The following is a 25,797-nucleotide window of genomic DNA, read 5'->3' on the forward strand; positions in this document are numbered from 1 at the left end:
GGGCGTGAAAAACACTAGATAACCGCCATGACCCAGGAAACGCTCGGCCTCGATGCCCCCGAAATGATTGCCCGCGAGGGCTCTAACAGCAGGAAGGTCTTCATCAAGACCTATGGCTGTCAGATGAACGTCTACGATTCCGTCCGCATGAGCGATGCGCTGGCGAAGGACGGTTACGTTCAGACGGAGGATATGGGCGAGGCGGATCTGGTGCTTCTGAACACCTGTCACATCCGCGAAAAGGCCGCTGAAAAGGTCTATTCGGCGCTCGGCCGCTTGCGCGACATGAAAAAATCGCGCGAAGAACAGGGCCGCGAATTCGTGATCGGCGTTGCCGGATGTGTGGCACAGGCGGAAGGCGAGGAAATCCTTCGCCGTGCGCCAGCCGTCGACGTCGTCATCGGCCCACAGACCTATCATCGCCTGCCGGACGCCCTGAAGCGGGTGCGCGGCGGCGAGCGCGTCATCGAGACCGAATATGCCGTTGAGGACAAGTTCGAACATCTGCCGGTGGCCGAAAAGGCAACACTGCGTACGCGCGGCGTCACGGCATTTTTGACGGTGCAGGAAGGCTGCGACAAGTTCTGCACCTTTTGTGTTGTGCCCTATACGCGTGGTTCGGAAGTTTCGCGTCCCGTGCGCCAGATCGTCGATGAGGCGATGAAACTGGTGGATGCCGGTGTGCGCGAAATCACGCTTCTCGGCCAGAACGTCAATGCCTGGCAGGGCGAAGGCCCGAAGGGCGAAAAATGGGGACTTGCCGAGCTTCTTTACCGGCTGGCGGAAATTCCCGGTCTTGCACGCCTTCGCTATACCACCAGCCATCCGCGCGACATGGATGACCGCTTGATTGGCGCACATCGCGACCTGCGCATTCTGATGCCCTATCTGCATTTGCCTGTTCAGTCCGGGTCGGATCGCATTCTGAAGGCGATGAATCGTCGCCACACAGGTGAGGAATATATCCAGCTCATTGAAAAAATCCGGGCCGCCCGCCCTGATATCGCCATGTCCGGGGATTTTATTGTTGGCTTCCCCGGCGAGACGGATCGTGATTTCGAAGACACGATGGCGATCATCGAACAGGTGAAATATGCGCAGGCCTTTTCATTCAAATATTCCACACGCCCAGGAACGCCGGGTGCCGATCTGACGGATCAGGTTGCGGAAGAGGTGAAGGCCGAGCGGCTGGAACGATTGCAGGCGCTGCTCTTGCGGCAGCAGAAGGAATTTGCGGAATCGCTGGTCGGAAAGACGATGGATGTGTTGCTGGAAAAGCCCGGCCGCATGCCTGAACAGTTGATAGGTCGCTCTCCCTGGCTGCAATCTGTGAATCTTGATGCAAAGACTTTGAAAATCGGTGACATTGTTAATGTACGAATCACCGCAACGGGTCCAAACAGCTTGTTTGCCGAGGTGGCAGAGAGTTAGAGTGAGGAGCCGACACTGATTGGGACAGGAGCCTGACCGCTTGAACGCACATGAATTGGTATCACCTTCATCGCGCCAGCCACGCCAAGCCGCGACCGACGCCAATCACTTCGTCCTCACGTTCGAGAATAACAGGATAGCGGGAGAGCTATTCGGTCAGTTCGATCAGAACCTCAAATTGCTGGAACAACGCCTCAACATCGATGCGCGCCCGCGCGGCAATTCCGTTGCCATCACCGGCGATGTCGTTGCCACCAATCAGGCTCGCCGGGCGCTGGATTTCCTTTACGAGCGTCTGCTCAAGGGCGGAACCGCCGAGGTTTCCGACGTGGAAGGCGCGATCCGCATGGCCATGGCGGCAGATGACCAGCTGACCTTGCCGACGATGGAGCGCAAGGCGAAGATCTCCATGGCGCAGATTTCCACGCGCAAGAAGACCGTCGCTGCCCGAACGCCCACCCAGGATGTCTACATGCGGGCGCTGGAGCAATCCGAACTGGTTTTCGGCGTCGGCCCCGCCGGCACCGGCAAGACCTATCTTGCCGTGGCGCATGCAGCGCAACTTCTGGAGCGTGGTGCGGTCGACCGCATCATCCTCTCGCGTCCCGCAGTAGAAGCGGGCGAACGCCTTGGCTTCCTGCCGGGCGACATGAAGGAGAAGGTCGATCCTTATCTGCGCCCGCTTTACGACGCGCTTTACGACATGATGCCGGGTGACAAGGTGGAGCGCGCCATTCAGGCGGGCGTCATCGAAATTGCGCCACTGGCCTTCATGCGCGGACGCACGCTTGCCAACGCCGCCGTCATTCTGGACGAAGCCCAGAACACCACGACCATGCAGATGAAAATGTTCCTCACCCGTCTCGGTGAGAAAGGCCGCATGATCGTGACCGGCGACCCAAGCCAGGTGGACCTTCCGCGCGGCGTGAAGTCGGGCCTTGTCGAGGCCCTGCAAATCCTCACCGATGTGGAAGGTGTATCCGTCGTGCGCTTCAAGGATGTGGACGTCGTGCGCCATCCGATGGTGGCGCGCATCGTGCGGGCGTACGAATCCCACACGGCGGTGCCGGATGAAAGCCTCGTGAAGGGCAACTGACGCAAGACAATGACAGCTCTGGATATTCAAATCAGCGTCGAGGCCGAAGGCTGGTCCTCGGAAGAGGACCTTCTTGCATTCGCCACCAAGGTGCTGGATGCAGCGGTTGATTTTTTGAAGCGGGAAGAGAACCAACCCTTCCCGAAAATGCCGGTGGAACTGTCGCTGGTCTTTACCGACGATGAAAATATCCGGGAAATCAATGCTGAATGGCGCGACAAGGACAAGGCAACCAATGTCTTGTCTTTCCCCGCTTTTCCGCTGGAACCGGGCGGCATGCCTGGCCCGATGCTGGGCGATATCGTCATCGCGCGCGAGACGGTTGAACGCGAGGCTCTTGAACTTGAGAAGAGTTTCGAGGATCATCTGACCCATCTTCTTGTTCATGGGTTCCTGCACCTGTTCGGTTATGACCACATGGATGAGGAGGAGGCGGAAGAAATGGAGTCGCTTGAGACTCGCATTTTGGCGGTGCTTGGCCTATCTGATCCTTACGCGGGACAGGAACCGCTTTGAATATTGTCTGGAGCCATGAACGAACATTCTGCACGACCTGCCAATGAGGGCAGAGAAAACGGCGAGCAGTCCTCCTCGGAGGAGGGCAGTAGTCATTTACGGAACGACTCCAATGCAAAGCCGAGATCGACGATCTGGTCGCGCATTGGACGGTTGCTGAAGCCGTCACAGGGCGAGCGCCTGCGCGAGGATTTGACCGACGCGCTGATGGACGACACCGAAATCGGTGCCGCCTTTTCGCCCGAAGAGCGGGCGATGCTGAACAATATCCTGCGTTTCCGGGAGGTTCGGGTCGAAGATATCATGATCCCACGCGTGGATATCGACGGTCTCGACCAGAATATGACCATCGGCGAAGCTCTGATCCTCTTTGAGGAAACCGGGCGCTCCCGCATGCCGGTCTACGATGAGACGCTGGATAATCCGAAGGGCATGATCCACATTCGCGATCTGCTGGCCTATGTCGCCAAGCAGGCGCGCAACAAGCGCCGGGTGGGATCGCGTGGCGTTGCCTATGGCGAGGCGAAGGCTCCGCGCTCGCCGCGACCGAATTTTGACCTGGCACGGGTGGATCTGGAACAGACGGTCGCCGATGCCGGGCTGGTGCGTAAAATTCTTTTTGCACCCCCCTCCATGCTGGCCTCCGATCTTTTGAAGACCATGCAGGCACAGAGAACACAGCTTGCCCTGGTGATCGACGAATATGGTGGCACGGACGGTCTCGTCAGCCATGAGGACATCGTCGAGATGGTGGTGGGTGACATTGATGACGAGCACGACAAGGACGAGACGATGTTTTCGCGTCTGTCCGCCGACGTGCTGGTGGCGGATGCCCGCGCCGAACTTACTGAACTTGCCGAGGCAATCGGACCGGAATTCGATGTCCGCGAACATCTTGAAGAAATCGATACGCTCGGCGGCCTGATATTCTTCGCACTCGGCCGCATTCCGGCCAAGGGTGAAGTGGTCAGGGCCGTACCTGGTTTCGAGTTCCAGATCCTCGATGCGGATACAAGGCGTATCAAGGGTGTCCGTATCGTCCGCGATCATGGCTCGGAAGGGCAGGATGACCGCGCGCCGGGCGATGCCGATGCCGATGAGGTTATTCCGCTGCCCGCGCCGGATGTTCGCCTCATCACCCACCAGCAAAACGCTGACTGAGGTGGGCGACGGGATGCTCCCCGTCGCCTCCGCTCCTTGAACGCGTCATCAAGAGTCCAAAAGGACGCACGGTGCTCCGGCGATCATCCCTTCTGTGGACTGCGAATCTTTTTTCCTTTACGTCGAGTCTAAAGGGAAATTCCTTTGCGCGGCCATGCCGGGGTTGGGCTTTTCCGGGTGGGCATTAAACGGAGATGGCATGGAGCGTCTTGCAGGCAGGGTAATGCTGGCCGGCGGCAAAAGCCGCGCAGTGATGGCGATTGCCGCAGGCGCGGTTGGAGCGCTGGCCTTGCCTCCGGTTGGCTTTTTCGCGGCGCTTTTTTTGTCTTTCACCCTGCTTGTCTGGTTGGTCGATGGCTGCACCGGCAAGCCGGGCGGCGGCATCTTCAGCCGTATCATGCCCGCTTTCGGCATCGGTTGGTGTTTCGGCCTTGGTTATTTCGTGGCGGGCCTGTGGTGGCTGGGTAATGCGCTCCTGCTGGAAGCTGACGAGTTCGCCTGGGCGCTACCGCTCGCCATCCTCGGCCTTCCGGCTGTTCTCGCCGTGTTTTACGGTTTTGCGGTCGCAGCCGCCAATATCGTCTGGTCGGACGGTCTCGGCCGTATCGCCGCACTTGCGTCCGCATTCGGCCTTTTGGAATGGCTCCGCAGCTTCATAGCAACTGGCTTTCCCTGGAACGCTATCGGTTATGGCATCATGCCTGTGCCGATCATGATGCAGTCGGCGCATCTGCTTGGTCTTTTTGGTGTCACCACGCTTGCCGTCTTCATCTTCGCCTCGCCTGCCTTGATCGGCACGAAAAAAGGCATGTGGCCGGGTCTCATTGCGGCGAGCCTGCTGCTGGCTGGCCATTTTGGTTATGGCTTTTACCGCCTTCAGACACCGTTGGAGACACCTGCGGACGCGCTGACCGTGAGGATCGTGCAGCCGTCGATCGACCAGTCCCGCAAGATGCTGAATGCAGACAGGGCCGAGATTTTCAGCGAGCATCTGCGCTTGACGGGCCTGCCGCCCGGCGAAGGAAAAAAACGCCCAGATATCATCGTTTGGCCGGAGACCTCCGTGCCTTTCATCCTGACGCAAAACCCGGACGCTCTGGCGGAAATCGCCAAGACGCTTGAAGACGGGCAGGTCCTGTTTACCGGTGCGGTCAGAATGGAAGATGCCGGTGCCGGCCGGCCTCCGCGTTACTACAATTCGGTCTATGCGATTGACAGTCAGGGCGAGATCATCGGCGCGACCGACAAGGTCCATCTGACACCCTTTGGAGAATATGTCCCTTTCGAAGATATTCTACGGGGATTCGGCATCAATAATGTCATCAGCCTGCCGGGCGGCTTTTCAGCCGCGTCTTCGCGCACGCCTTTGACGCTTCCTTCCGGTAAAACCCTCTATCCCCTGATCTGCTACGAGATCATTTTTCCCGAAGAGATGACCCCTGGTCTGGCGGGCGCCGCAGCGATCCTGAACGTCACGAATGATGGCTGGTTCGGCGATACACCCGGCCCTTATCAGCATTTTCTGCAGGCAAGAGTACGGGCCGTTGAAACGGGAGTGCCGGTGATTCGCGGCGCTAATACCGGAATTTCCGCCGTTATAGATCCCTATGGTCGTATTATTGCCGGGTTGGATTACGGCCGGGTCGGAATTGTTGACGCCACCTTGAGTGGTGGGTCAAATGACGCTGTTACTTACGACATACATCGGACGTATTTCTGGTTGATTTTTTCTATCATGCTGACCGTTTCGGTATTTTCTGCCTGGCGTTTTGCCCGGCGCCAGAATTGACCGGGAACCCCTACAATTGCATAGTGAATACGTCAGTCGTAAAACAAGTTTAGACGCTGTCGAAATACCAGCTCATTTCTTCGAATAAGCAATGAAACGAGATATCAACCCTTTCCGAGTGTCAGGACCGCATGATGACCGAAAATAAGAAAAAGCCTAACCCCATCGACATTCATGTCGGAAGCCGAATTCGTCTTCGCAGAACCATGCTGGGCATGAGCCAGGAAAAGCTGGGTGAAAGCCTCGGAATTACTTTTCAGCAAATTCAGAAGTATGAAAAGGGCACGAACCGCGTGGGCGCCAGCCGCCTGCAGAATATCTCCGCGATCCTGAATGTCCCGGTTTCCTTCTTCTTCGAGGACGCGCCGGGTGATCAGGCCGTCGGCACGACGGGCATGGCAGAAGCATCGAGTTCCAATTACGTGGTGGATTTCCTGTCGTCTGCCGAAGGCTTGCAACTGAACCGCGCTTTCGTGAAGATCGCCGACCCGAAGGTTCGCCGCCGCCTCGTTGATCTCGTCAAGTCGCTCGCCGCCGAAGGGGATGCCGAGTAGCACTCGCAGGCGACTGCTTTATTTTCCAGCGTGCGGCGCTGGACACTCAACGGTCCGCAAGGGCCGTTTTTTTGTGCCCAATTAGAAAGGAATTCTCACATAAAGATATATTTATGTGGTTGTGTCCTTGTCTTTCATGGCCGAAATGACTAACAAACTCGAAGACCGTTCTTTGAGGGGAATCCCGCATGCGTGCCAATTACCTGTTCACCAGCGAGTCCGTGGCCGAAGGTCATCCGGACAAGGTTTGTGATCGTATTTCCGATGAAATCGTGGATCTCATCTATCGTGAGGCATCCAAGACGGGTGTCGACCCCTGGACCGTGCGCATCGCATGCGAAACGCTTGCGACGACGAACCGCGTCATTATCGCCGGTGAGGTTCGGGTTCCCGATACCCTGCTGAAAAAGGACAAGGACGGCAAGGTTCTCAAGGATGCTGCCGGCCACCCGGTCATCAATCCCTCGAAGTTCAAGTCGGCTGCCCGCAAGGCGATCCGCGACATCGGCTACGAGCAGGATGGTTTCCACTGGAAGACGGCGAAGATCGACGTTCTCCTGCATCCGCAGTCGGCGGATATCGCGCAGGGCGTGGACAACGCCTCCGACAAGCAGGGCGACGAGGGTGCTGGCGACCAGGGCATCATGTTCGGTTACGCCTGCAAGGAAACGCCGGACCTGATGCCGGCTCCGATCTATTATTCCCACCGTATTCTGCAGCTGCTCGCGACCGCCCGTAAAAGCGGCGAAGGCGAAGCTGCGAAACTCGGTCCCGACGCCAAGAGCCAGGTGACGGTTCGTTACGTTGACGGCAAGGCTTCGGAAGCCGTATCCATCGTTTTGTCCACGCAGCATCTCGATGCCAGCTGGGATTCGAAGAAGGTTCGCGAAGTTGTCGAACCCTATATCCGCGAAGCGCTGGGTGACCTGAAGATCGCCGATGATTGCCAGTGGTATATTAACCCGACGGGCAAATTCGTTATCGGTGGTCCGGATGGCGATGCGGGTCTGACCGGCCGCAAAATCATCGTGGACACCTATGGCGGTGCTGCCCCCCATGGCGGCGGTGCATTCTCCGGCAAGGACACGACCAAGGTCGACCGTTCCGCGGCCTATGCTGCCCGCTATCTGGCCAAGAACGTGGTGGCTGCCGGTCTGGCCGAGCGCTGCACCATTCAGATTTCCTACGCGATCGGCATCGCCCAGCCTCTGTCGATTTATGTCGATCTGCACGGTACCGGCAAGGTCAGCGAAGATCAGGTCGAAGGCGCCATCCGCAAGGTCATGGATCTCTCGCCGTCGGGCATTCGCCGTCATCTCGATCTCAACAAGCCGATCTATGCCAAGACGTCCTCCTACGGCCATTTCGGTCGCAAGGCGGGCCGTGACGGTTCCTTCTCCTGGGAGAAGCTCGATCTGGTGAAGCCGCTCAAGGAAGCTTTGAGCGCTTGAAGCATTTCCAGTAAAATTGCGTAGCGATTTTACGTTCGGAAAATGCGGGGACTTGTTCTAAGCCTTGTCATTCGACGGGGATTGAGAGATACCGGTTGCACCATTTGTAACCCGCATAGTGCCATTCAAGTGGCCCTGTGCGGGTTTAGTCTATTTGTTCTTGAGAGTATGACATGACGGAAGAGCGGCGTTCGCGCGCAACGGAAGCGTTTTTTGGCAGACGCAAGGGCAAGCCCCTGCGCAATCAGCAGATCGATACGATCGAAAACCTGCTGCCTTTGCTGAAAATCGATCTGGAAAGCGCGCCTCCGAAAAATCTCGTCGCTCTCTTTCCGGCGGATGTGAAATCGGTCCGTCTGGAAATCGGTTTCGGCGGCGGCGAGCACCTTGCCCACCGCGCGGTTGAAAATCCTGAGACCGGCTTTATCGGCGTCGAGCCCTTCGTCAATTCCATGGCCAAGCTGCTGGCAAGCGTGCGTGAAGGCGAGTTGATGAATATCCGCCTTTACGATGATGACGCGACGCAATTGCTGGATTGGCTGCCGGATGGGTCGATCGATCACATCGATCTTCTCTATCCCGATCCCTGGCCGAAGAAGAAGCACTGGAAGCGCCGTTTCGTTTCCGACGTCAATCTTGCCCGTTTCCATCGCGTCCTGAAACCCGGTGGCAAGTTCTGCTTTGCTTCCGATATCGATACCTACGTCAACTGGACGCTACAGCATTGCGCCCGCCACGGCGGTTTCGAGTGGAAGGCGGCAAGTGCTGAGGACTGGCACACCCCCTATGCCAACTGGCCGGGCACGCGTTATGAGAACAAGGCGAAAAGAGAAGGCCGCAGCTCGGCCTATCTCACTTTCATTCGCATTTAACAGCTCGAACCGTCAGAAATTCGCGTCCACTTCGGCAGCAACCGGAATGGAAGGCTGGGCGCCGGCGCGGGTGCAGGCGAGCGAGCCTGCGACTGCGGCGCGCTTCAGCGCCTTTTCGAAATCCATACCCTGATCGAGGCTGGCGGCGAGATAACCGCAGAATGTATCGCCAGCGCCAACAGTATCGACCGGCTCGATCTTGAGACCGGACGCCTTGAAGACCTTGCCGTTGCGAATGGCGATCACGCCATCAGCACCAAGCGTCACGATCAATGTCTGGCCGGTCTGCTCATGCAGGGATTTGAGTTCATTTTCCCGTTCGGAGGCTGAAAGTCCGTTTTTGCCGATCAGCAGTTCGAACTCGGTTTCATTGGCGATGACGATATCGGCAAGGCTGGCAAGGCGCGGCCCGTCCGCGGTCAGCGGCGCGGTATTGATGATAGTGGTGATACGTTTAGCCTTCGCGGCCGTCAGTGCTGCTTCGATTGAGGGTGCGGGCACCTCGAACTGAAGCATCAGAATATCGCCCGCTGCCATCTCCGCCACGGCTCTTGCGGCGTCGGATGCGGAAACTTCGCCATTGGCGGCGGGAATGACCGAGATCATGTTCTCCCCGCCTTCACCGATCAGGATTACGGCGGTTCCCGTGGGGCCGGGCGCGGTCTTGACGAGCGACAGATCGGTGCCGGCATCGCGCAGCAATGTCAGCGCTGGCGCGGCAAAGGTGTCATCACCCGTAGCGCCCGCCATTTTGACCGTTGCACCTGCGCGCCGTGCGGCAAGCGCCTGATTGGCTCCCTTTCCGCCGGCCGCCGTGGAAAAGGTTTCTCCCGTCACGGTTTCACCGGGTTTGGGCAGGCGTTTGGCGGTGGCGACGAGATCCATGTTGATGGAGCCGAAAACAGTAATCATCAGGGCATGTCCGTATGAAATTCAAAGCAAGGCGGCGACTTTGCCCGAGGGGATCACTCGTCGTCAACCACCCGCAACTTGGCCGTTCCTGCCCTGTTCTCTGCAAAGCGTCGCGCCTGCTCGATTTCGCTGTGGGAGGTCTCCTTTTCCGTCGGCGAAAAATCGAGGCCCTCGATCTTCTGGCCACGCGCCAGCACCTTGTCGGAGGAAATCAGCATCATGTCGACATCTTTCTGCGCCAGCCCGAAATGGGCCTGCAGCTTGCGCGTCCGGTCGTCCAGCCGCCGCACGTCATCCATGAGAAGCGCGACTTCACCCTGAATGAGGTGCGCCTGCTCGCGCATGCGCTGGTCCTTCAGCACCGACTGGATAACCTGCACCGACAGCATCAAAAGCGATGGCGAGACAATGACGACACGGGCGCGATGGGCACGCTGCACGAGATATTCGAAATGCTGGTGAATATCGGCGAAGATCGATTCCGACGGCACGAAGATGAAGGCCGTATCCTGCGTTTCGCCGCGTATCAGATATTTCTCCGCCACGTCGCGAATATGCACTTCCATATCGCGGCGGAACTGCTGGGTCGCAGCCCGTTTGCCCTCGGGCGTTTCATCCGCCTTCAGCGCATTCCACGCCTCCAGCGGAAACTTGGCATCGATGACGAGGGACGGGGCGTTGTTCGGCATCCTGATGATGCAGTCTGGTCGGTAGCCATTCGAAAGCGTGGGCTGAAGCTGAAAGGCCCCGGCGGGAAGCGCATCGGCGATCAGCGCTTCCATGCGCGCCTGCCCGAAAGCGCCGCGCGTCTGCTTGTTGGAGAGGATCGCCTGAAGCCCGACCACGTCCTTTGCCAGATCCTGAATATTACCCTGTGCGGCATCTATAACCGCAAGCCGCTCCTGCAGGCGGCTTAGATTCTCGTGTGTCGACCGCGTCTGCTCGGTCAGCGTCTCGCCCAGCCGCTGCGACATGCCGTCGAGGCGCTGGTTGATCGTCTGGCCCATCTCGCTCTGGCGCGTGCCGAGCGTCTCGGCCATCGCCGCGATCCGGCCGTGCAGTTCCGACTGGGTTTTCAACAGATCGGAAATTTCACCATCGGCTTCCGCTTTTTTCCCGCGACTTTTCGTGACCATCCAGAAAGCGGAAAGGCCGAAAACGAGAGCCGCAAGAAGCCCGCCGAAGCTGATGTCGACGGAGCCGGCCCGCAAGGCGGGATCGAGGAGAAAAGAGAAATCGATGCTCATGGCTAAATCTACCAGATTTCCAGTGATTCGTAAGATCAAAACAAGAACATTCATGCGGCGGAATTGAGTCGGCCAAAACCGGACGAAGGTCTCATTTCGACCGCGTATTTTTTATTTCCTCCGCGCAAGAGATACGTTATGGGAAGCCATGACTATCAAACCGCTTATCATTTTGCCCGATCCCGTGCTGCGCCAGCAATCAAGGCCCATCGAACAGGTGGATGCCGAAGTGTTGCGCCTTGCCGACGATATGCTTGAAACCATGTATGATGCGCCGGGTATCGGCCTTGCCGCCATTCAGGTGGGCGTGCCGCGCCGCATGCTGGTGATCGACGTTTCGCGCGAGGACGAGGAGAAAAAGCCGGTCGTCTTCATCAATCCGGAAATCCTCAAAGTGTCGGACGACGTCTCGGCCTATGAGGAAGGGTGTCTCTCCATTCCCGATTATTATGCCGAGGTAGAGCGTCCCGCATCCCTGACAGTGCGATATGTCGATCGTGACGGCAAGCAGCAGACGGTCGATGCGGACGGACTTCTGGCGACGTGTCTGCAGCATGAGATCGACCACCTGAACGGCATTCTGTTCATCGACCATATTTCGCGGCTGAAGCGAGAAATGGTCATCAAGAAATTCACCAAAGCAGCCCGCGCTAAGGTCTGATTCGTCTTAATTACGTAGACGGACCGGCATAGAGGGCAGGGGGCGATATGGCTCTTCGCATCATTTTCATGGGCACGCCGGATTTTTCCGTTCCCACGCTGCGTGCATTGGTGGACGCTGGTCACGAGGTCGTTGCCGTTTATACGCAGCCGCCGCGTCCAGGCGGTCGCCGTGGCCTCGATCTGCAGAAATCGCCGGTGCATCAGGCGGCCGAACTGCTGGGTCTGCCCGTGCTGACGCCGGTAAATTTCAAGGCCGAGGAAGACCGGCAGGAATTCAGGGAATTCAACGCCGATGTCGCGGTTGTCGTTGCCTATGGGCTGCTATTGCCCGAGGCTATCCTGAGCGGTACGCGTCTTGGCTGCTATAACGGCCACGCCTCGTTGCTGCCGCGCTGGCGCGGCGCTGCTCCCATTCAGCGAGCGATCATGGCTGGCGATGCCGAGACGGGCATGATGGTCATGAAAATGGAAAAGGGGCTGGATACCGGCCCGGTGGCGCTGACCGCCAAGGTCACGATCGGTGAGAATACCACGGCAGGTGAATTGCACGACAGCCTGATGCTGACAGGCGCGCGGCTGATGCGGCAGGCGATGGACAAGCTGGAAGCAGACGATCTTCCTCTCGTTGCGCAGCCGGAAGAAGGCGTCGTTTATGCCTCGAAAATCGACAAGGGCGAGACCCGGATTAATTTTTCCCGGCCGGCACAGGACGTCCATAACCATATCCGCGGCCTTTCGCCTTTCCCCGGCGCCTGGCTGGAAATGGAAATCGGCGGTAAGGCCGAGCGCGTGAAGGTTCTGGCGTCAGAACTGGCGAGCGGTATGGGCGAAGCGGGCGCTGTGCTCGATGACGCCCTGACCATCGCCTGCGGCAGTGGCGCGGTGCGGCTTACCCGTTTGCAGAAGGCGGGTGGCAAGCCGCTGTCGGCTGCCGATTTCGTTCGTGGCACACCCGTTCCCGCCAGAACGAGGCTCGGCTGATGCCGCGTTTCCGCATGACCGTCGAATATGACGGTACGCCTTACTTCGGCTGGCAGAGACAGGATAACGGCCCTTCAGTTCAGGGCGCGCTTGAAGCTGCCGTCCGGTCGCTGACCGGCGAAACCGTTTCTATTCGCGGCGCTGGCCGCACCGATTCCGGCGTGCATGCCGTGGGACAGGTAGCCCATGTCGATCTTTCCCGCGATTGGGCGCCATATAAGCTTCGCAATGCTCTCAACGCCCATCTGGCCATGGCGAAAGAGGCCGTCTCGGTTGTCGACGTAACGGCGGTGACCGAGGATTTCGACGCGCGCTTCTCCGCGCTTCGCCGCCATTATCTGTACCGCATCATTTGCCGGAAAGCGCGGCTGGCACTCGAGCACAAGCGCGCATGGTGGGTATCGAAAGATCTGGACCACGAACACATGCATGAAGCTGCACAGATGCTCGTCGGCCGGCACGATTTTACCACTTTCCGCTCGGTTCATTGTCAGGCGAGCAGCCCGGTCAGAACGCTCGACCGGCTGGATGTGACGCGCAATGGCGATCTTATCGAGATACGCGCCACCGCGCAGAGCTTTCTCCACAACCAGATACGCTCTTTTGCCGGAACGCTGAAAATGGCCGGTGAAGGCAGCATGACACCGGAAGACGTGCGCGCGGCACTGGAAGCACGGGATCGCAAAGCCTGCGGCCCAGTCGCGCCGCCGGATGGTCTCTATTTCATGCAGGTCGATTATCCCGACGTCATTCCGCCGCGTGTCTATTCAAAGGTCGAGACGGTCGAAGACACGGACTGAAGTCCGTCTCGTTTCTCAGGCCGGATAAACGCCGAGAAAACGCTGCAGTGCCTCGGACAGAAGCATGCCCGGCACCAGCAGGGTCATAACGATCGCCGAGACAAGCAACGACTGGTCGCGGATGAAGAAGCGCACGATCCGCGAAAAGGCGAAGACCAGCGACAGCAGGAGTGCCAGCCAGAGAATGGCGATCAGCCCCTGCAAGGGCGGCAGAAAAAACGCGATCAGGATCAGAACCGCATAGGCATAGGAAAATGGCAGCGACAGCCAGTTCATGGTGGTGACCAGTGCGGTGAATTTTTCCCGTGCGCCAAAGGCGAACAGCAGCATGCCGATCAACAGCAGCGGCACGATCCAGCAGATAGCCTCGACCATCGCAAGGCGGAAAAAGAAGATGAACCCCGTTCCTGTTCCGGGCGGATAGCTTGCCAGGAACGCAGCGCGCAGCCACAGCCAGGACACCAGCATGGCGGGCAGGCACCAGAGGGCGGAGTAGAAGGACCGCCACATGCCGCGCTCGGAAAGATCCAGATAACGCGCGCCGGTATGGTCGCCGAGCAGCAGCAGCCAGAGGCCTTTCAGATAGAGCCTTACTTCACTTGCCGTCGGCATGGGAGAACCAGCGTTCGATGAAGGTCTCGTAGATGCGTGTCAGCGTCTCCAGATCGGCGACTTCCACGCGCTCATCGACCATATGCATGGTCTGCCCGACGAGGCCGAATTCCACGACGGGGCAATAATCCTTGATGAAACGCGCATCCGACGTGCCGCCGGTGGTCGAGAGCTTGGGCTCCTTGCCTGTCACGGCTTCCACGGCGCCGGAAAGCGATGAGATGAGCGCATTGTTCCGGGTCAGGAAAACATGGGCCGGACGGTCCGCCCAGACGATCTCATATTTGACCGGGCTGCGGTCGGGACGAAGTTCTCCCTCGGCAGCGGCGGCATCGAGGCGGCGGATGATTTCCGCCCGCAGGCTCTCCACCGTCCAGCTGTCATTGAAACGGATGTTGAACGACGCCGTCGCCCGCGCCGGAATGACATTTGTGGCGGCATTGCCGGTGTCGATGGTCGTCACTTCCAGATTAGACGGCTGGAAGTCGTCCGTGCCGTGATCGAAGGGCGGATGCATCAGCGCGTGGGTCAGTTGCAGCAGCCCGCGAATGGGGTTGTCGGCCAGATGCGGATATGCGGCATGACCCTGCACGCCATGCACGGTGATGCGGCCCGAAATCGATCCCCGGCGGCCGATCTTGATCATGTCGCCCAGCTGGTCGGGGTTGGTCGGTTCACCCACCACGCAGGCATCCCATGTCTCGCCTTTGGCGGCGGCCCATTCCAGCAACTTGGAGGTGCCGTTGATCGAGGGGCCCTCCTCGTCACCGGTGATCAGGAAAGAAACGGAACCTTTCGGTTTTCCGTGTTTCTCGATGTAGCGGGCGATGGCAGCAACGAAACAGGCAATGCCGCCCTTCATGTCCACCGCACCACGGCCGAACATTTCGCCGCCGGCAATTTCAGCGGCAAAGGGCGGATGGCTCCATGCCGCCTCGTCGCCCACCGGAACGACATCGGTATGGCCCGCAAACATCAGGTGCGGACCTTCCGTGCCAAGCCGGGCGTAGAGGTTTTCAACGTCAGGCGTTCCCACTTCCCTCGCCACCATCTTTTCCACCGCAAAGCCAAGCGGTGAAAGCAGGGTGTCTAGCAGCGATAGCGCGCCACCTTCGGCGGGCGTCACCGAAGGGCAACGGATGAGGGCAGCGAGATTGGCAACGGGATCGGTCGTGGTCATGGTATCAGCTTTTATCAGTCGCGCAGAAGCTCGTTGATGCCGGTCTTGGAGCGGGTCTTTTCATCGACGCGCTTGACGATGACGGCGCAATAAAGGCTCGGGCCCGGCTCGCCGTTCGGGAACGGCTTGCCCGGCATGGTGCCGGCAACGACGACGGAATAGGGTGGCACTTCGCCATAGGTGATCTCGCCGGTGGCGCGATCGACGATCTTGGTCGACTTGCCGATGAAGACGCCCATGCCGAGAACGGCGCCTTCGCGCACGATGCAGCCTTCTACGACTTCCGAACGGGCACCGATGAAGCAATTGTCCTCGATGATGGTTGGGCCGGCCTGAAGCGGCTCCAGAACGCCGCCGATGCCAACGCCGCCGGACAGATGCACGTTCTTGCCGATCTGCGCGCAGGAGCCGACCGTCGCCCAGGTGTCGACCATCGTGCCTTCATCGACATAGGCGCCGAGATTGACGAAGGAAGGCATCAGCACCACGTTCTTGGCCACATAGGCCGAGCGGCGCACGACGGCGTTAGGCACTGCGCGGAAGCCCGCAGCGCGGAACTGGTTTTCACCCCAGTTCTCGAACTTCGACGGCACCTTGTCCCACCAGGTGGATTCACCGGGGCCGCCGGTGACGATTTCCATGTCGTTCAGACGGAAGGAGAGGAGCACGGCCTTTTTCAGCCATTGGTTCACTTTCCAGTTCCCGTCCGCCTGCTTTTCGGCGACGCGGACCTTGCCGCTGTCGAGAAGTTGAAGAGATGTGTTCACCGCGTCGCGAACCTCGCCCTTCGTCGATACGTTCACACCGTCACGGTTGTCGAAGGCTGTTTCGATGGTGGTTTCGAGGGAGGTGAGATCCGGAAGGCTCATGGAAAATTCCTTGAATGTCGCGTGTGTTCTTGGCCACGGATGGTCCCGCGCCGCTGGAAGGCTATGGTCATTTGATCTAAGGGAGTGTTGGAAAGGCGTCAATGTGATTTGGGTGATTTGGCGCACCAGACGAAAGGCTTGGAAATGACACGACTGAAAAACGGCAAATTGCGGCGCAAGGATGGGGTGTGGGACCCGTTGAAGCGTAGCTCTGCGGACAAGCAGCAGGCCGATGTCATTCCCAAAACACCGCAGTCGGATTCCCCATCCTACCGGCTTGCCTACGCGGATATGGATTTTCTCTGCCGCGAGGAGTTGCGCCCCGTCAGGCTTCAACTCGAACTTCTGAAGACGGAAATGGCGCTGACCGAGCGGGGCATCAAGTCCACCGTCGTCATGTTCGGCGGCGCGCGCATTCCCGAGCCCGGCGGCGAGGCTTGGGCGGCCCGCAACGAGACGCAGAAACGCAATCTGGAGCAATCCTCGGTTTATTACGAGGAGGCGCGCAAGTTCGCCCGGCTCTGCACCGACTACGGCGCGAAATCGGACCATCTGGAATATGTCGTGGTCACCGGCGGTGGTCCCGGCGTCATGGAAGCAGGCAATCGCGGCGCAGCCGATGTCGGAGGCCCGTCCATCGGCCTCAACATCGTTCTGCCGCATGAGCAGGCGCCCAACCCCTATGTCACGCCGGAGCTGAGCTTCAACTTCCACTATTTCGCCATCCGCAAGATGCATTTCCTGATGCGGGCCAAGGCCGTGGTGATCTTCCCCGGCGGTTTCGGCACGCTCGATGAACTCTTCGAGACGCTGACGCTGATCCAGACGAAGCGCATGGCGCCCATCCCGCTCATTCTCTTCGGAGAGAAATTCTGGCGCTCCGTCGTCAATTTCGAATTCCTCGCGGATTTCGGAACCATTGCGCCCGAAGATATGGAGCTGCTACATTTCGCCGAAACGGCCGACGATGCATGGAACATCGTATCCGCCTATTACGAGCACTGATTTCGGCTCGATGCGACGGGGGAATTTTAGGGGTTAATTAGCAAAGATATTCTAATTTCCCCTCGTCGCGTTGCAGCGCACTGCCCCCAGCGGGCGGGCCTCCATGACGGAGATTTCTCATCCGTTGACGCCAGCCTTTTCGGCCGGCGATTTGATCGAGGCCAAAATGTTCAATTTCAAAGTGAAGTCGCTTGCGACCAAGCTGATCCTTGTAACCGGCTGTGCAATCACCACGGTCCTTGTCGCATCGAATTCCTTCCTCATTTCCCAGACCAGCGACCGTGTCCATTCGCTGACCATGGATCAGGCGAACACCGAGGCACGCGCCATCGCCAACGTCATCGCCGCAGATGTCGGTGAACTCGGCAGTGCTGCCCGCTCCATGGCCGGTATCATCGGCCGTGCGCACCAGGCGAAATCGATGGACCGCCCCGGCATCGTCAACATCCTCAAGGCCAATGTCGAGCAGAATGCTTTCGCTTTCGGAAGCTGGTTCTGTGAGCAGCTGGGCCTTTTCGACGGACAGACCACCGAGATCGCCAACAGGCTCGATCTCGGCACCAATGCAACGGGTGCATTTGCCCCCTACTGGTCGAAGACCCAGAAAGGCGACATCCAGTTTTCGACCTTCAAGAACGACTATGCGGCGGAGTGGTATTCGCTGGCCGCCAAATCCGGCAAGGGCGCCATTACCCAGCCCTATCTGGCCGAAGGCACGGAAGTGCCCACCACAATGACCTCGCTTGCCTATCCCGTCATGTCTGATGGTAAGATGATTGGTGTGGCGGGGGTCGATATCTCGCTGGCAGCTCTGTCGCAGAAGCTGCAGGCGCTGCATCCTTTCGAAACCGGCCGTGTGACACTCATTTCGCAGGGCGGCCAATGGCTGGTACCGCCGACGCCCGAGCAGAACATGAAGGCCTATGACGGAGAGGGTGCAAGCACCGTTCAGGCGGCGATCACATCCGGCAAGCAGGGCCTGATCGAAAATCTCGGCCTTGATACCGACGCGCCCTATAACCGCCTTGTCTATCCGTTTGCGGTTCCGGGCCTCAATGCCACCTGGGTGGTTCTGGTGGATATCCCGCATCAGGCGTTGAACGCGCCGGTGCAGGAACAGACTTATCTGATGATCCTCGGGGCGATCGTCATTCTTGCGGCGGTTATTGCCGCGCTCTATTTCTCCGTCCGCTATTTCGTCCGCAATCCGCTCGCCTCGCTGGTCTCCGATGTGAAAACACTGAGCGACGGTCGTTACGATGTGCCGGTTTCCGGACAGGACCGCAGGGATGAGACGGGCGCGGTGGCAACGGCTCTGGAAGGCTTCCGTGCGAAGCTTGCCGGTATCCGCGAAATGGAAGCGGATGCCGCCGTGCAGCGTGGCAATGCGGAAACGGAGCGCCAAAGGTCCGAATCCGAGCGCAATGAGAACAGCCGGATGCAGCAACATATCGTGAGCGTACTCGGCGCGGGTCTCAATGCGCTCTCGCAGGGCAATCTGACCTATCGTATCGAGGACCAGTTCCCCGGTGAATATGCAAAGCTGCGCAACGACTTCAACTCGGCGCTCGCCAGCCTCGAGGAAACCGTTTCCACCGTCAACGGAACCGTTGCCAGCATCGGCAACGGCACCGGCGAGATCACCCGCGCTGCGAGCGATCTCTCCCACCGCACGGAACAGCAGGCTGCAAGCCTGGAAGAGACCGCTGCCGCCCTCAACCAGCTGACGGCGCAGGTCAATTCCAGTGCGGAAAACGCAGCGCAGGCGGCGACAGCTGTCAGCAATGCCTGCGACGACGCCGGCAAGTCGGGCGAGGTCGTGCAGCAGGCCGTCAGTTCCATGGAAGGCATCGCTCAATCCTCGGCGGAAATCTCCCGCATCATCGGGGTAATCGACGAAATCGCTTTCCAGACCAACCTTCTGGCGCTGAATGCCGGTGTGGAAGCTGCCCGTGCGGGCGAGGCTGGCAAGGGTTTTGCCGTCGTCGCGCAGGAAGTACGTGAACTGGCGCAACGTTCCGCGACAGCCGCGAAGGAGATCAAAGGTCTGATCAACACCTCCGCAAGGCAGGTGGGCGAGGGCGTCCAGCTGGTCGGCAAGGCCGGCGAGACGATGAGAAAGATTGCCGATCAGGTTCTGCAGATCAACCAGCTGATACGGCAGATTTCGGCCTCCGCCAGCGAGCAGGCGGTAGGTCTCAAGGAGATCAACTCCGCCGTCACTCAGATGGACCAGGTCACCCAGCAGAATGCTGCCATGGTGGAAGAAACAACGGCGGCAAGCGTGACGCTGAACAGCGAGGCGGAAACGCTGAAATCGCTCGTTGCCGGCTTCTCCGTATCCGGCGGTCATTCCAGCCAGTCGAGCCAGCAATTGCGCGCCACCGCGGCGGCAATGCGTGCGCCTGTCGCCTCGTCACAGGCATCGGGCCGCTCGGCTGCGACCCAACGTTCCCGCCCAAGAACCAGCGGCGCAAACGCGCTGGCACAGGACGACTGGACCGAGTTCTGAGAATATCCCGTGGTTCCAAATGAAAGGGCCGCTGGTCATGCCAGCGGCCCTTTTCATGTCTGCGTTCCCATCAGAGGCGGGCGAAACGTTCCGTCAGCAATTCGAAAAAGCCGTCCGCATCCACATTTCGCATCACGCGGGCGTTGACCGGGCGCTCGGTCACCCGCCACCAGTCCACCACCGTCATGCCCATGGTCAGTTCGGAATTGACCTCGATTTCGACATTGCAATCGCGGCCCTGAAACAGCTCGGGCTTGAGGAGATAGGCGATGACGCTTGGATCGTGCAGGGGGCCGCCGTCCGAACCGTATTTCTCGATGTCGAAACGCTCGAAGAATTCCAGCATTTCCGCCATGGCGATTGCCGGGCGTGTGCCTATATCGCGAATGCGGCTGACACGCGCCTTGGTGGTCAGCAACTGGTGGGTTACGTCAAGCGGCATCACGACGATGGGCACGCCGGAACGGAAGACGATATCGGCAGCCTGCGGATCGACATAGATGTTGAATTCCGCAGCCGGTGTGATGTTGCCGCCTTCAAAGAAGCCGCCACCCATCATCACCAGTTCCTTGACGCGGCCTGCAATCTCGGGGGCCTTCTGCAAAGCCAGCGCCACATTGGTCAGCGCGCCGAGCGTGCAGAGCGTCACGGTGCCCGCAGGCTCCCGCAGCAGCGTTTCGATGATGAAATCGACGGCGTGCTGCTTTTGTGCCTCCATCGTCGGCTCGTCGAGAACCGGGCCATCAAGGCCGGTGCTGCCGTGAACATGCTCGGCAGTGATGGGCTTTCGCACCAGTGGCCGCTCGGCACCCTCATAGACGGGAATATCGGTGCGGTCGCACAATTCGCAGATGATGCGGATGTTGCGGCTGGTCAGTTTCAGCGGAACATTGCCGGCGACGGCGCACAGACCGAGAATTTCAATTTCTTCCGGGCTTGCGAAAGCCAGCATGATCGCTGCCGCGTCGTCCTGACCTGGATCCGTGTCTATGATGATTTTTCTGCGTTCTGCCATGTCTTGCCCGCCGTTGAGATAAGGCGCTTTTTTCCAGCGGCGGACGTTCACTTGTCAAGTCTCATTCCTCGGAGTGCCTGCCTTTGCCTTGTGGCCCCGCCTTGCGCATCGTGGTTTTGCTTCCCATATTGCGTAGAGCCGGTAAGATTGACCGGCAGGGTTGCCGGAAGCGGGACCGCGAAACGTCGCTTGGTTGCAAGGACAGAGACGATATGAGCCGCATGACGCCATTCACCCACCCGCTTTTGCTGGGTTTTGATGCCATGGAAAAAACGCTGGAGCGTATGGCGAAGGCCAATGATGGCTATCCTCCATACAACATCGAGCGCCTGCCCGGCGGTGAAGACGTGCCGGAACGCCTGCGTATCACGATTGCAGTCGCCGGTTTTTCGCAGGACGATCTGGATGTGACGACGGCCGACAACCAGCTCGTCATTCGCGGTCGCCAGCAGGAGCAGGAAAAGCGGGATTTTCTCTACCGGGGTATCGCTGCCCGGCAATTCCAGCGGGTCTTCGTGCTTGCAGACGGCATGCAGGTGAGGGACGCGCGCCTGCGCAATGGCCTTCTTGCCATCGATCTGGTGAAGCCCGAAATTTCAAACGTGGTAAAGAAAATTAATATTTCCGTCTCAGAGTAGAACGTGAACGCCGGAATCCGACACGAATCGCTCGGCGTGAAGAAGGAGGCTGAAATATGCTTTTAAAAGAAGCGCATGCGCGTCTCACCCGGTCCCAGCTCGCTCATATCGGCGAGGGAGAAGTGGGCTATATCCGTAAAATCCGTGCGGAAGACGTAAGCCGCTGTTTCCCGGAAGCGCCTGATCTCGATCCGCAACTCGATCTCTGGGCCCTGTTTGGCGCGGATGGCACGCCGATCCTCCTGACAGACAATCGTTCCAGCACGTTTTTCAAGGCTGCCGAAGACGATTTGAAAACCGTCAGCCTGCATTGAAAGGAAAAAAGCCCGCCGATTGAGCGGGCTTTTTCTTATGTGATTAAAGGAACGGGCGGTCTGGCATATCATCGATGGAGATGACGCCGTCCTTGTTCCTGTCCAGCCGTTCGAACATTTTTTCGCCGGCTGCGGTGAATTCGGCCTTGCTGACCTGGCCGTTTTCATCGGTGTCGGCCATGCGCATCATCGCGAACGCCCCACCCTTGCCGCCATGCTTGCCCCAGCCCTGACGACCGCCATGTTCGCGTTCGGCGCGCTTGCCCTCAGGTCCCTTGCCTTCGCCCGCTTTAGCGTCAGCAGCCTCTGGGCGCGGATGAGCCGCACGGAACGCCTCCATTTTGGCCTGGCGGTATTCACGCATTTCCTTTGGCGTGATCGAACCGTCCTTGTCCTTGTCGATCTCGGCAAAAAGTGCGTCCTGACGTGCGGCGAACTCTTCCTTGGTAATCTTGCCGTCCTTGTTGGTGTCGGCCACCTTCAGCAGCTGAACGAACGCCAGTTCCGGGCGGAACGGCATGCGCTCGCCGTGGCCTTTGCCGTGCGCTGGCGGGGCCGCAAAGCTGGCTGTAGCAGCCGAGCCGAGCAAGAGGGCTGCGCCAAGAGCAGAGAGTGCGATCTTTCGTGTAGACATCGTCATTACCTTCCGTTGGTGTCCCTGAGGAGGAAGATAGTGGCGTAGGTGGCAGTTCACTACTTAAACATCCGTAAGGTGCATGAAGCTTCGGTAATGTCGTCTACGCTCGATTTCGATGTTACCTGTCAGCGGGCGATCGTTTTGATCAGGAAACCGGTCAGATCGTCAGTGATGTAGTCGATATGCTCATCCGTCGCGGCGGGGATCTCCCAGCGCTCCATGATGACGCCTTCGAGGTTCGAAGGAACGAGCAGCACTGTCTTCATGCCGAGTGCCTTGGGTGCCGCGAGATTGCGCGGCAGGTCCTCGAACATGGCGGCTTTTCTGGTGTCGAGCTTCGCAAGTGCGGCAAACTTCTCATAGGTCGCACTGGCCGGCTTTGGCAGATAGTCCGCGGCGACGATATCGAAAATATCCTCGAACTGGTCGAGAATGCCGAGCGCGCCCGCCGCTGCCTGTGCATGCTTGACGCTGCCATTGGTGAGGATGAACTTGCGGCCCGGCAACGCCTTGATTGCCTCGCCGAGCTCCGGATGTGGGCTCAGCGCGGAATAGTCGATGGCATGCGCGCGCTCCAGAAACTCGTCCGGGCTGATGCCGTAGTGGATCATCAGGCCCTGAAGCGTGGTGCCATGTTCGTGGTAATAGCGCTTCTGAAGCGCGCGAGCCTCGTCGGGCTCGAGCTTTAAAAGCTCAGCAACATAGGCCGTCATGTTACGGTCGATCTGGGAAAACAGATTGACGTGATGCGGATAGAGCGTGTTGTCGAGGTCGAAGACCCATTCGCTGACGTGGGCGAAATCGGCGGCATCGGGCAGGTTTTTCGGCTTTGTGTCCATGGGCAGCTTTATGCCCGTTTCGAATGCCGAAGAAAATCGAAAAGACGACGACAGACGGGAAAATCGGGCTTGGCTGCGGCCTCCAGCGCATGATACCGCCAAGATCATGGAACTCTGGATAGGCATAACCTTCGCAAGCGCGTTCTTGCAGAACCTGCGCTCGACCCTGCAAAAGCACCTGAAGGGCATGATGGGCACCACGGGCGCAACTTTCGTGCGCTTCGTTTTTGGAATGCCCTTCGCTCTTGCCTATCTCGGTTTTCTGCATGGTGTACTTGGCCGGCCGCTGCCGGTGCCGAACATGTCATTCGCCGTCTGGGCGATGGTCGGGGCCATGGCGCAGATCGCCGCCACTTTCCTGTTGGTGCACCTGTTTTCCTTCCGCAACTTCGCGGTTGGCACGGCCTATTCCCGAACTGAGCCGGCGCAGGCGGCATTGTTTGCGCTGATTTTCGTTGGCGAAAGCGTCAATGGCGGCACTCTTGCGGCCATCGCTATTTCGGTGGCCGGCGTCATGCTGATTTCGGTTGCACGCACGGAAGTGACCCCTGCCTCCATTCTCACCTCCATCTTCAGCCGGACGGCGGGCATCGGCCTCGCCTCGGGGGCTTTTTTCGGCCTGTCGTCTGTCGCTTACCGTTCGGCCTCGCTGGCGCTAGCACCCAGCCTGCCGGCACCGGATGCGGTGATGCAGGCCGGCTTTACCCTCGTCGTTGTCATCGTGACGCAGACCTTGGCGATGTTCTTGTGGATCGTATGGCGGGAGAGGGACGAATTGCGGCGGATCGCGAAGGCGTGGAAACCGTCGCTTGCGGTCGGTTTCGTGGGGGCCACGGCGTCATTCGGCTGGTTCACGGCGATGACGTTACAACAGGCGGCCGTGGTCAAGGCGCTGGCGCAGGTGGAGATGCTCTTCGCCTTCGCCTCGACCGTGCTCTTCTTCAAGGAAAAGATCAACCGGCTGGAACTTTCGGGCTGCCTGCTGATCGTTCTGGGCGTGCTGTCGCTTCTGATATTCGGCTGAAAGTGTTGTCGTGGCGGACAGGCATTCCCGTCCGCCACATGAACCGTATCAGGGCACGATGAGCGTGCCCGCGCCTTCCGTGAAGATTTCCAGAAGAACGGAATGGGCGGTCTTGCCGTTGAGGATCACCACGCCCTGAACACCGGCCTTGATGGCCTCGATGCAGGTCTCGACCTTCGGGATCATCCCACCGGAAATCGTGCCGTCCTTGATCAGCGCACGCGCCTGGGAGACCGTCAGTTCCTTGATGAGTTCCTTATTCTTGTCGAGAACGCCAGGCACGTCCGTGAGGAACAGCAGGCGGGTGGCGTTGAGCGCACCGGCAATGGCGCCGGCAAAGGTGTCGGCATTGATGTTGTAGGTGGCGCCATCGCGACCGGGAGCGACGGGAGCGATGACCGGGATCATCTCCGACTTGGCAAGCAGGTCGAGCAGGGTGCGGTCGACCTCGACGACTTCACCGACAAAACCAAGATCGAGAACGCGCTCGATATTGCTGTCGGGATCGACGACGGTCTTTTTCGCCTTTTCGGCGAAGACCATGTTGCCGTCCTTGCCGCACAGGCCAATGGCCCATTCGCCCGTCTGGTTGATGAGCGCGACGATCTCCTTGTTGATCGAGCCGGCCAGAACCATTTCGACGATCTCGACTGTCTTGGCATCGGTAACGCGCAAGCCGCTTTCGAACTTCGATTCAATGCCCATCTTCGTCAGCATCGCGCCGATCTGCGGGCCGCCGCCGTGCACGACGATGGGGTTGATACCAGACTGCTTCAACAGGGCGATATCTTCCGCAAAAGCCTTTCCAAGTGTGGAGTCGCCCATGGCATGACCGCCATATTTCACCACGATGGTCTTGTTCTCATATTTCTGCATAAAGGGCAGAGCCTGTGCGAGCAGCCGCGCCTGAGTCTCGCTTTCGGAAGCAGTCATGGAAAAACCTCGGTCTGTGGTTGCGGCCCTTGAGAGCCTTTCATCGCTCTACAGCATCGGCGCAAAAATCGGAATCGATTTTTGCGGTGCAGGATGCGCGGATTCGGCATGTCGATGCGTTTGCAAGGACAGGTGAATGCGCGGGGTGAATGAATGAAGTAACCTCCGGGCCATATTGTGTCGGCGCATAGTAAAATTCCGCTTTTGGGCGGCCTGCGGCGCGTAATGAGATTGACATAAAGCACCAATCGGACCAGCCTTGTGGCGAGCAGGGGAGGGGTTATTCAGCAGGGCGACGGAGGATCGTTGCGCATCGCAAAAAATGATGCTGGCCTGAACGACCGAGGAGTTTGAAAACATATGACCGTACCGGATCGAGACAAGCAAAGCGGTTTGCGGGACGAAGTACTCGCTGGCGAATATGTGCTGGGTGCCTTGCCACCGGAAAGCATGGCGGAGCTTGCAAAACGCGTCAAACGCGACCGCCAGTTTGCGGCCATGGTCAGGCGCTGGCGTGACAATCTGGCGGAAACCGAATATCGCGAAAGAGCGGGCGTCGCAGCCCTGCTTGACAGGGATCCGCTTCGCTCCGGTCTGCCATTCAAGGGCCAGCCGCTTCGCAATGGCAGCATATTCGCCGCAATGCTTCTGGAGGTGTGGAATTCCGTGCGTTTCTGGCGGCTTCTGGCATTGATGGCGATGCTGTGGACCGCCGTCCTGCTTTTCACCATCGCCTGAAGGCGATG

At 59.0% G+C, this 25,797-nt stretch carries 26 protein-coding genes; 17 read left to right on the forward strand and 9 right to left on the reverse strand.

Annotated features, from left to right (window positions below):
• The first annotated feature begins 27 nt into the window (after positions 1-27).
• The 8 genes from miaB (at position 28) to trmB (ending at position 8,870) form a co-directional block, all read left to right on the forward strand.
• A complete protein-coding gene (gene miaB, locus AC1DCP_RS01400; protein ID WP_019564423.1) occupies positions 28-1,431 on the forward strand; it encodes a tRNA (N6-isopentenyl adenosine(37)-C2)-methylthiotransferase MiaB in 1,404 nt (467 codons plus the stop codon).
• Positions 1,432-1,471: 40 nt separating this feature from the next.
• Complete coding sequence (locus AC1DCP_RS01405) at positions 1,472-2,527, forward strand: PhoH family protein (protein WP_003514799.1); 1,056 nt, start codon at positions 1,472-1,474, stop codon at positions 2,525-2,527.
• Positions 2,528-2,536: 9 nt separating this feature from the next.
• The gene (gene ybeY, locus AC1DCP_RS01410; protein WP_025592266.1) at positions 2,537-3,043 is read left to right on the forward strand and encodes an rRNA maturation RNase YbeY; all 507 of its coding nucleotides are present in this window, start codon (positions 2,537-2,539) and stop codon (positions 3,041-3,043) included.
• A gap of 15 nt (positions 3,044-3,058) precedes the next feature.
• Complete coding sequence (locus tag AC1DCP_RS01415; protein ID WP_003514803.1) at positions 3,059-4,204, forward strand: hemolysin family protein; 1,146 nt, start codon at positions 3,059-3,061, stop codon at positions 4,202-4,204.
• Positions 4,205-4,403: 199 nt separating this feature from the next.
• Positions 4,404-5,993 carry an apolipoprotein N-acyltransferase gene (gene lnt, locus AC1DCP_RS01420; protein WP_065661440.1) on the forward strand — a complete coding sequence of 530 codons (1,590 nt, stop codon included), beginning with the start codon at positions 4,404-4,406 and terminating at the stop codon, positions 5,991-5,993.
• Positions 5,994-6,127: 134 nt separating this feature from the next.
• Entirely contained in the window at positions 6,128-6,547 is a 420-nt protein-coding gene (locus AC1DCP_RS01425; RefSeq protein ID WP_003514807.1) for a helix-turn-helix domain-containing protein, read from the forward strand.
• A gap of 188 nt (positions 6,548-6,735) precedes the next feature.
• A complete protein-coding gene (metK, locus tag AC1DCP_RS01430) occupies positions 6,736-7,998 on the forward strand; it encodes a methionine adenosyltransferase (protein WP_003514808.1) in 1,263 nt (420 codons plus the stop codon).
• Positions 7,999-8,171: 173 nt separating this feature from the next.
• On the forward strand, positions 8,172-8,870 hold the full coding sequence (gene trmB / locus AC1DCP_RS01435; RefSeq protein WP_065688374.1) for a tRNA (guanosine(46)-N7)-methyltransferase TrmB: 699 nt from the start codon (positions 8,172-8,174) through the stop codon (positions 8,868-8,870).
• 12 nt (positions 8,871-8,882) lie between these two features.
• On the opposite strand, the gene AC1DCP_RS01440 is transcribed toward trmB, so the two are convergent.
• Both AC1DCP_RS01440 and AC1DCP_RS01445 read right to left on the reverse strand, forming a co-directional pair.
• Entirely contained in the window at positions 8,883-9,782 is a 900-nt protein-coding gene (locus tag AC1DCP_RS01440) for a ribokinase (RefSeq protein WP_025592271.1), read from the reverse strand.
• A gap of 53 nt (positions 9,783-9,835) precedes the next feature.
• Positions 9,836-11,029 (reverse strand): DNA recombination protein RmuC, encoded by a 1,194-nt coding sequence (locus AC1DCP_RS01445; RefSeq protein ID WP_003514811.1) that lies wholly within the window; start codon positions 11,027-11,029, stop codon positions 9,836-9,838.
• Positions 11,030-11,177: 148 nt separating this feature from the next.
• Here AC1DCP_RS01445 and def point away from each other — a divergent pair, with 148 nt between their 5' ends.
• From def to truA, 3 genes are read left to right on the forward strand one after another with little or no spacing between them, the layout of a single operon-like run.
• Complete coding sequence (def, locus tag AC1DCP_RS01450) at positions 11,178-11,690, forward strand: peptide deformylase (RefSeq protein ID WP_003514812.1); 513 nt, start codon at positions 11,178-11,180, stop codon at positions 11,688-11,690.
• A 47-nt stretch (positions 11,691-11,737) separates the two neighbouring features.
• On the forward strand, positions 11,738-12,673 hold the full coding sequence (gene fmt / locus AC1DCP_RS01455) for a methionyl-tRNA formyltransferase (RefSeq protein ID WP_065688373.1): 936 nt from the start codon (positions 11,738-11,740) through the stop codon (positions 12,671-12,673).
• Entirely contained in the window at positions 12,673-13,473 is an 801-nt protein-coding gene (gene truA, locus AC1DCP_RS01460; RefSeq protein ID WP_003514816.1) for a tRNA pseudouridine(38-40) synthase TruA, read from the forward strand. Before fmt ends, truA begins: the two co-directional genes overlap by 1 nt.
• A 15-nt stretch (positions 13,474-13,488) precedes the next feature.
• Here the strand turns inward: truA and AC1DCP_RS01465 are convergent, their stop codons facing one another.
• From AC1DCP_RS01465 to dapD, 3 genes are read right to left on the reverse strand one after another with little or no spacing between them, the layout of a single operon-like run.
• Entirely contained in the window at positions 13,489-14,085 is a 597-nt protein-coding gene (locus tag AC1DCP_RS01465) for a hypothetical protein (RefSeq protein WP_019564415.1), read from the reverse strand.
• A complete protein-coding gene (gene dapE, locus AC1DCP_RS01470) occupies positions 14,069-15,265 on the reverse strand; it encodes a succinyl-diaminopimelate desuccinylase (protein WP_065688372.1) in 1,197 nt (398 codons plus the stop codon). Before dapE ends, AC1DCP_RS01465 begins: the two co-directional genes overlap by 17 nt.
• Before the next feature lie 14 nt (positions 15,266-15,279).
• Positions 15,280-16,134, reverse strand: coding sequence for a 2,3,4,5-tetrahydropyridine-2,6-dicarboxylate N-succinyltransferase (gene dapD / locus AC1DCP_RS01475; RefSeq protein WP_003514821.1), 855 nt, complete (start codon positions 16,132-16,134; stop codon positions 15,280-15,282).
• A 144-nt stretch (positions 16,135-16,278) separates the two neighbouring features.
• On the opposite strand from dapD, the gene AC1DCP_RS01480 reads away from it, so the two are divergent.
• Entirely contained in the window at positions 16,279-17,139 is an 861-nt protein-coding gene (locus AC1DCP_RS01480; protein WP_034501844.1) for an LOG family protein, read from the forward strand.
• A gap of 166 nt (positions 17,140-17,305) precedes the next feature.
• Positions 17,306-19,651: a methyl-accepting chemotaxis protein gene (locus AC1DCP_RS01485; protein ID WP_112153184.1), complete on the forward strand. Its 2,346-nt coding sequence runs from the start codon at positions 17,306-17,308 to the stop codon at positions 19,649-19,651.
• Positions 19,652-19,721: 70 nt separating this feature from the next.
• Here the strand turns inward: AC1DCP_RS01485 and AC1DCP_RS01490 are convergent, their stop codons facing one another.
• The gene (locus tag AC1DCP_RS01490; RefSeq protein ID WP_013635386.1) at positions 19,722-20,666 is read right to left on the reverse strand and encodes a nucleoside hydrolase; all 945 of its coding nucleotides are present in this window, start codon (positions 20,664-20,666) and stop codon (positions 19,722-19,724) included.
• Positions 20,667-20,878: 212 nt separating this feature from the next.
• Here AC1DCP_RS01490 and AC1DCP_RS01495 point away from each other — a divergent pair, with 212 nt between their 5' ends.
• Both AC1DCP_RS01495 and AC1DCP_RS01500 read left to right on the forward strand, forming a co-directional pair.
• Entirely contained in the window at positions 20,879-21,304 is a 426-nt protein-coding gene (locus AC1DCP_RS01495; RefSeq protein ID WP_013635387.1) for an Hsp20 family protein, read from the forward strand.
• 56 nt (positions 21,305-21,360) lie between these two features.
• Positions 21,361-21,618, forward strand: coding sequence for a BQ00720 family protein (locus tag AC1DCP_RS01500; RefSeq protein WP_003493591.1), 258 nt, complete (start codon positions 21,361-21,363; stop codon positions 21,616-21,618).
• A 43-nt stretch (positions 21,619-21,661) separates the two neighbouring features.
• On the opposite strand, the gene AC1DCP_RS01505 is transcribed toward AC1DCP_RS01500, so the two are convergent.
• Both AC1DCP_RS01505 and AC1DCP_RS01510 read right to left on the reverse strand, forming a co-directional pair.
• Positions 21,662-22,258, reverse strand: a complete 597-nt coding sequence (locus AC1DCP_RS01505; RefSeq protein WP_025592284.1) for an EF-hand domain-containing protein — start codon at positions 22,256-22,258, stop codon at positions 21,662-21,664.
• A 122-nt stretch (positions 22,259-22,380) separates the two neighbouring features.
• Positions 22,381-23,094, reverse strand: coding sequence for a pyrimidine 5'-nucleotidase (locus tag AC1DCP_RS01510; protein WP_003514831.1), 714 nt, complete (start codon positions 23,092-23,094; stop codon positions 22,381-22,383).
• Positions 23,095-23,200: 106 nt separating this feature from the next.
• Here AC1DCP_RS01510 and AC1DCP_RS01515 point away from each other — a divergent pair, with 106 nt between their 5' ends.
• Positions 23,201-24,118, forward strand: coding sequence for a DMT family transporter (locus AC1DCP_RS01515; RefSeq protein WP_035252051.1), 918 nt, complete (start codon positions 23,201-23,203; stop codon positions 24,116-24,118).
• Positions 24,119-24,166: 48 nt separating this feature from the next.
• Here the strand turns inward: AC1DCP_RS01515 and argB are convergent, their stop codons facing one another.
• Positions 24,167-25,051 carry an acetylglutamate kinase gene (gene argB, locus AC1DCP_RS01520; protein WP_003514834.1) on the reverse strand — a complete coding sequence of 295 codons (885 nt, stop codon included), beginning with the start codon at positions 25,049-25,051 and terminating at the stop codon, positions 24,167-24,169.
• 360 nt (positions 25,052-25,411) lie between these two features.
• Between argB and AC1DCP_RS01525 the strand changes: the two genes are divergently transcribed.
• The gene (locus AC1DCP_RS01525; RefSeq protein WP_476774114.1) at positions 25,412-25,789 is read left to right on the forward strand and encodes a hypothetical protein; all 378 of its coding nucleotides are present in this window, start codon (positions 25,412-25,414) and stop codon (positions 25,787-25,789) included.
• Positions 25,790-25,797 lie beyond the last annotated feature (8 nt).

This window comes from Agrobacterium sp. 10T429 (assembly GCF_056393925.1).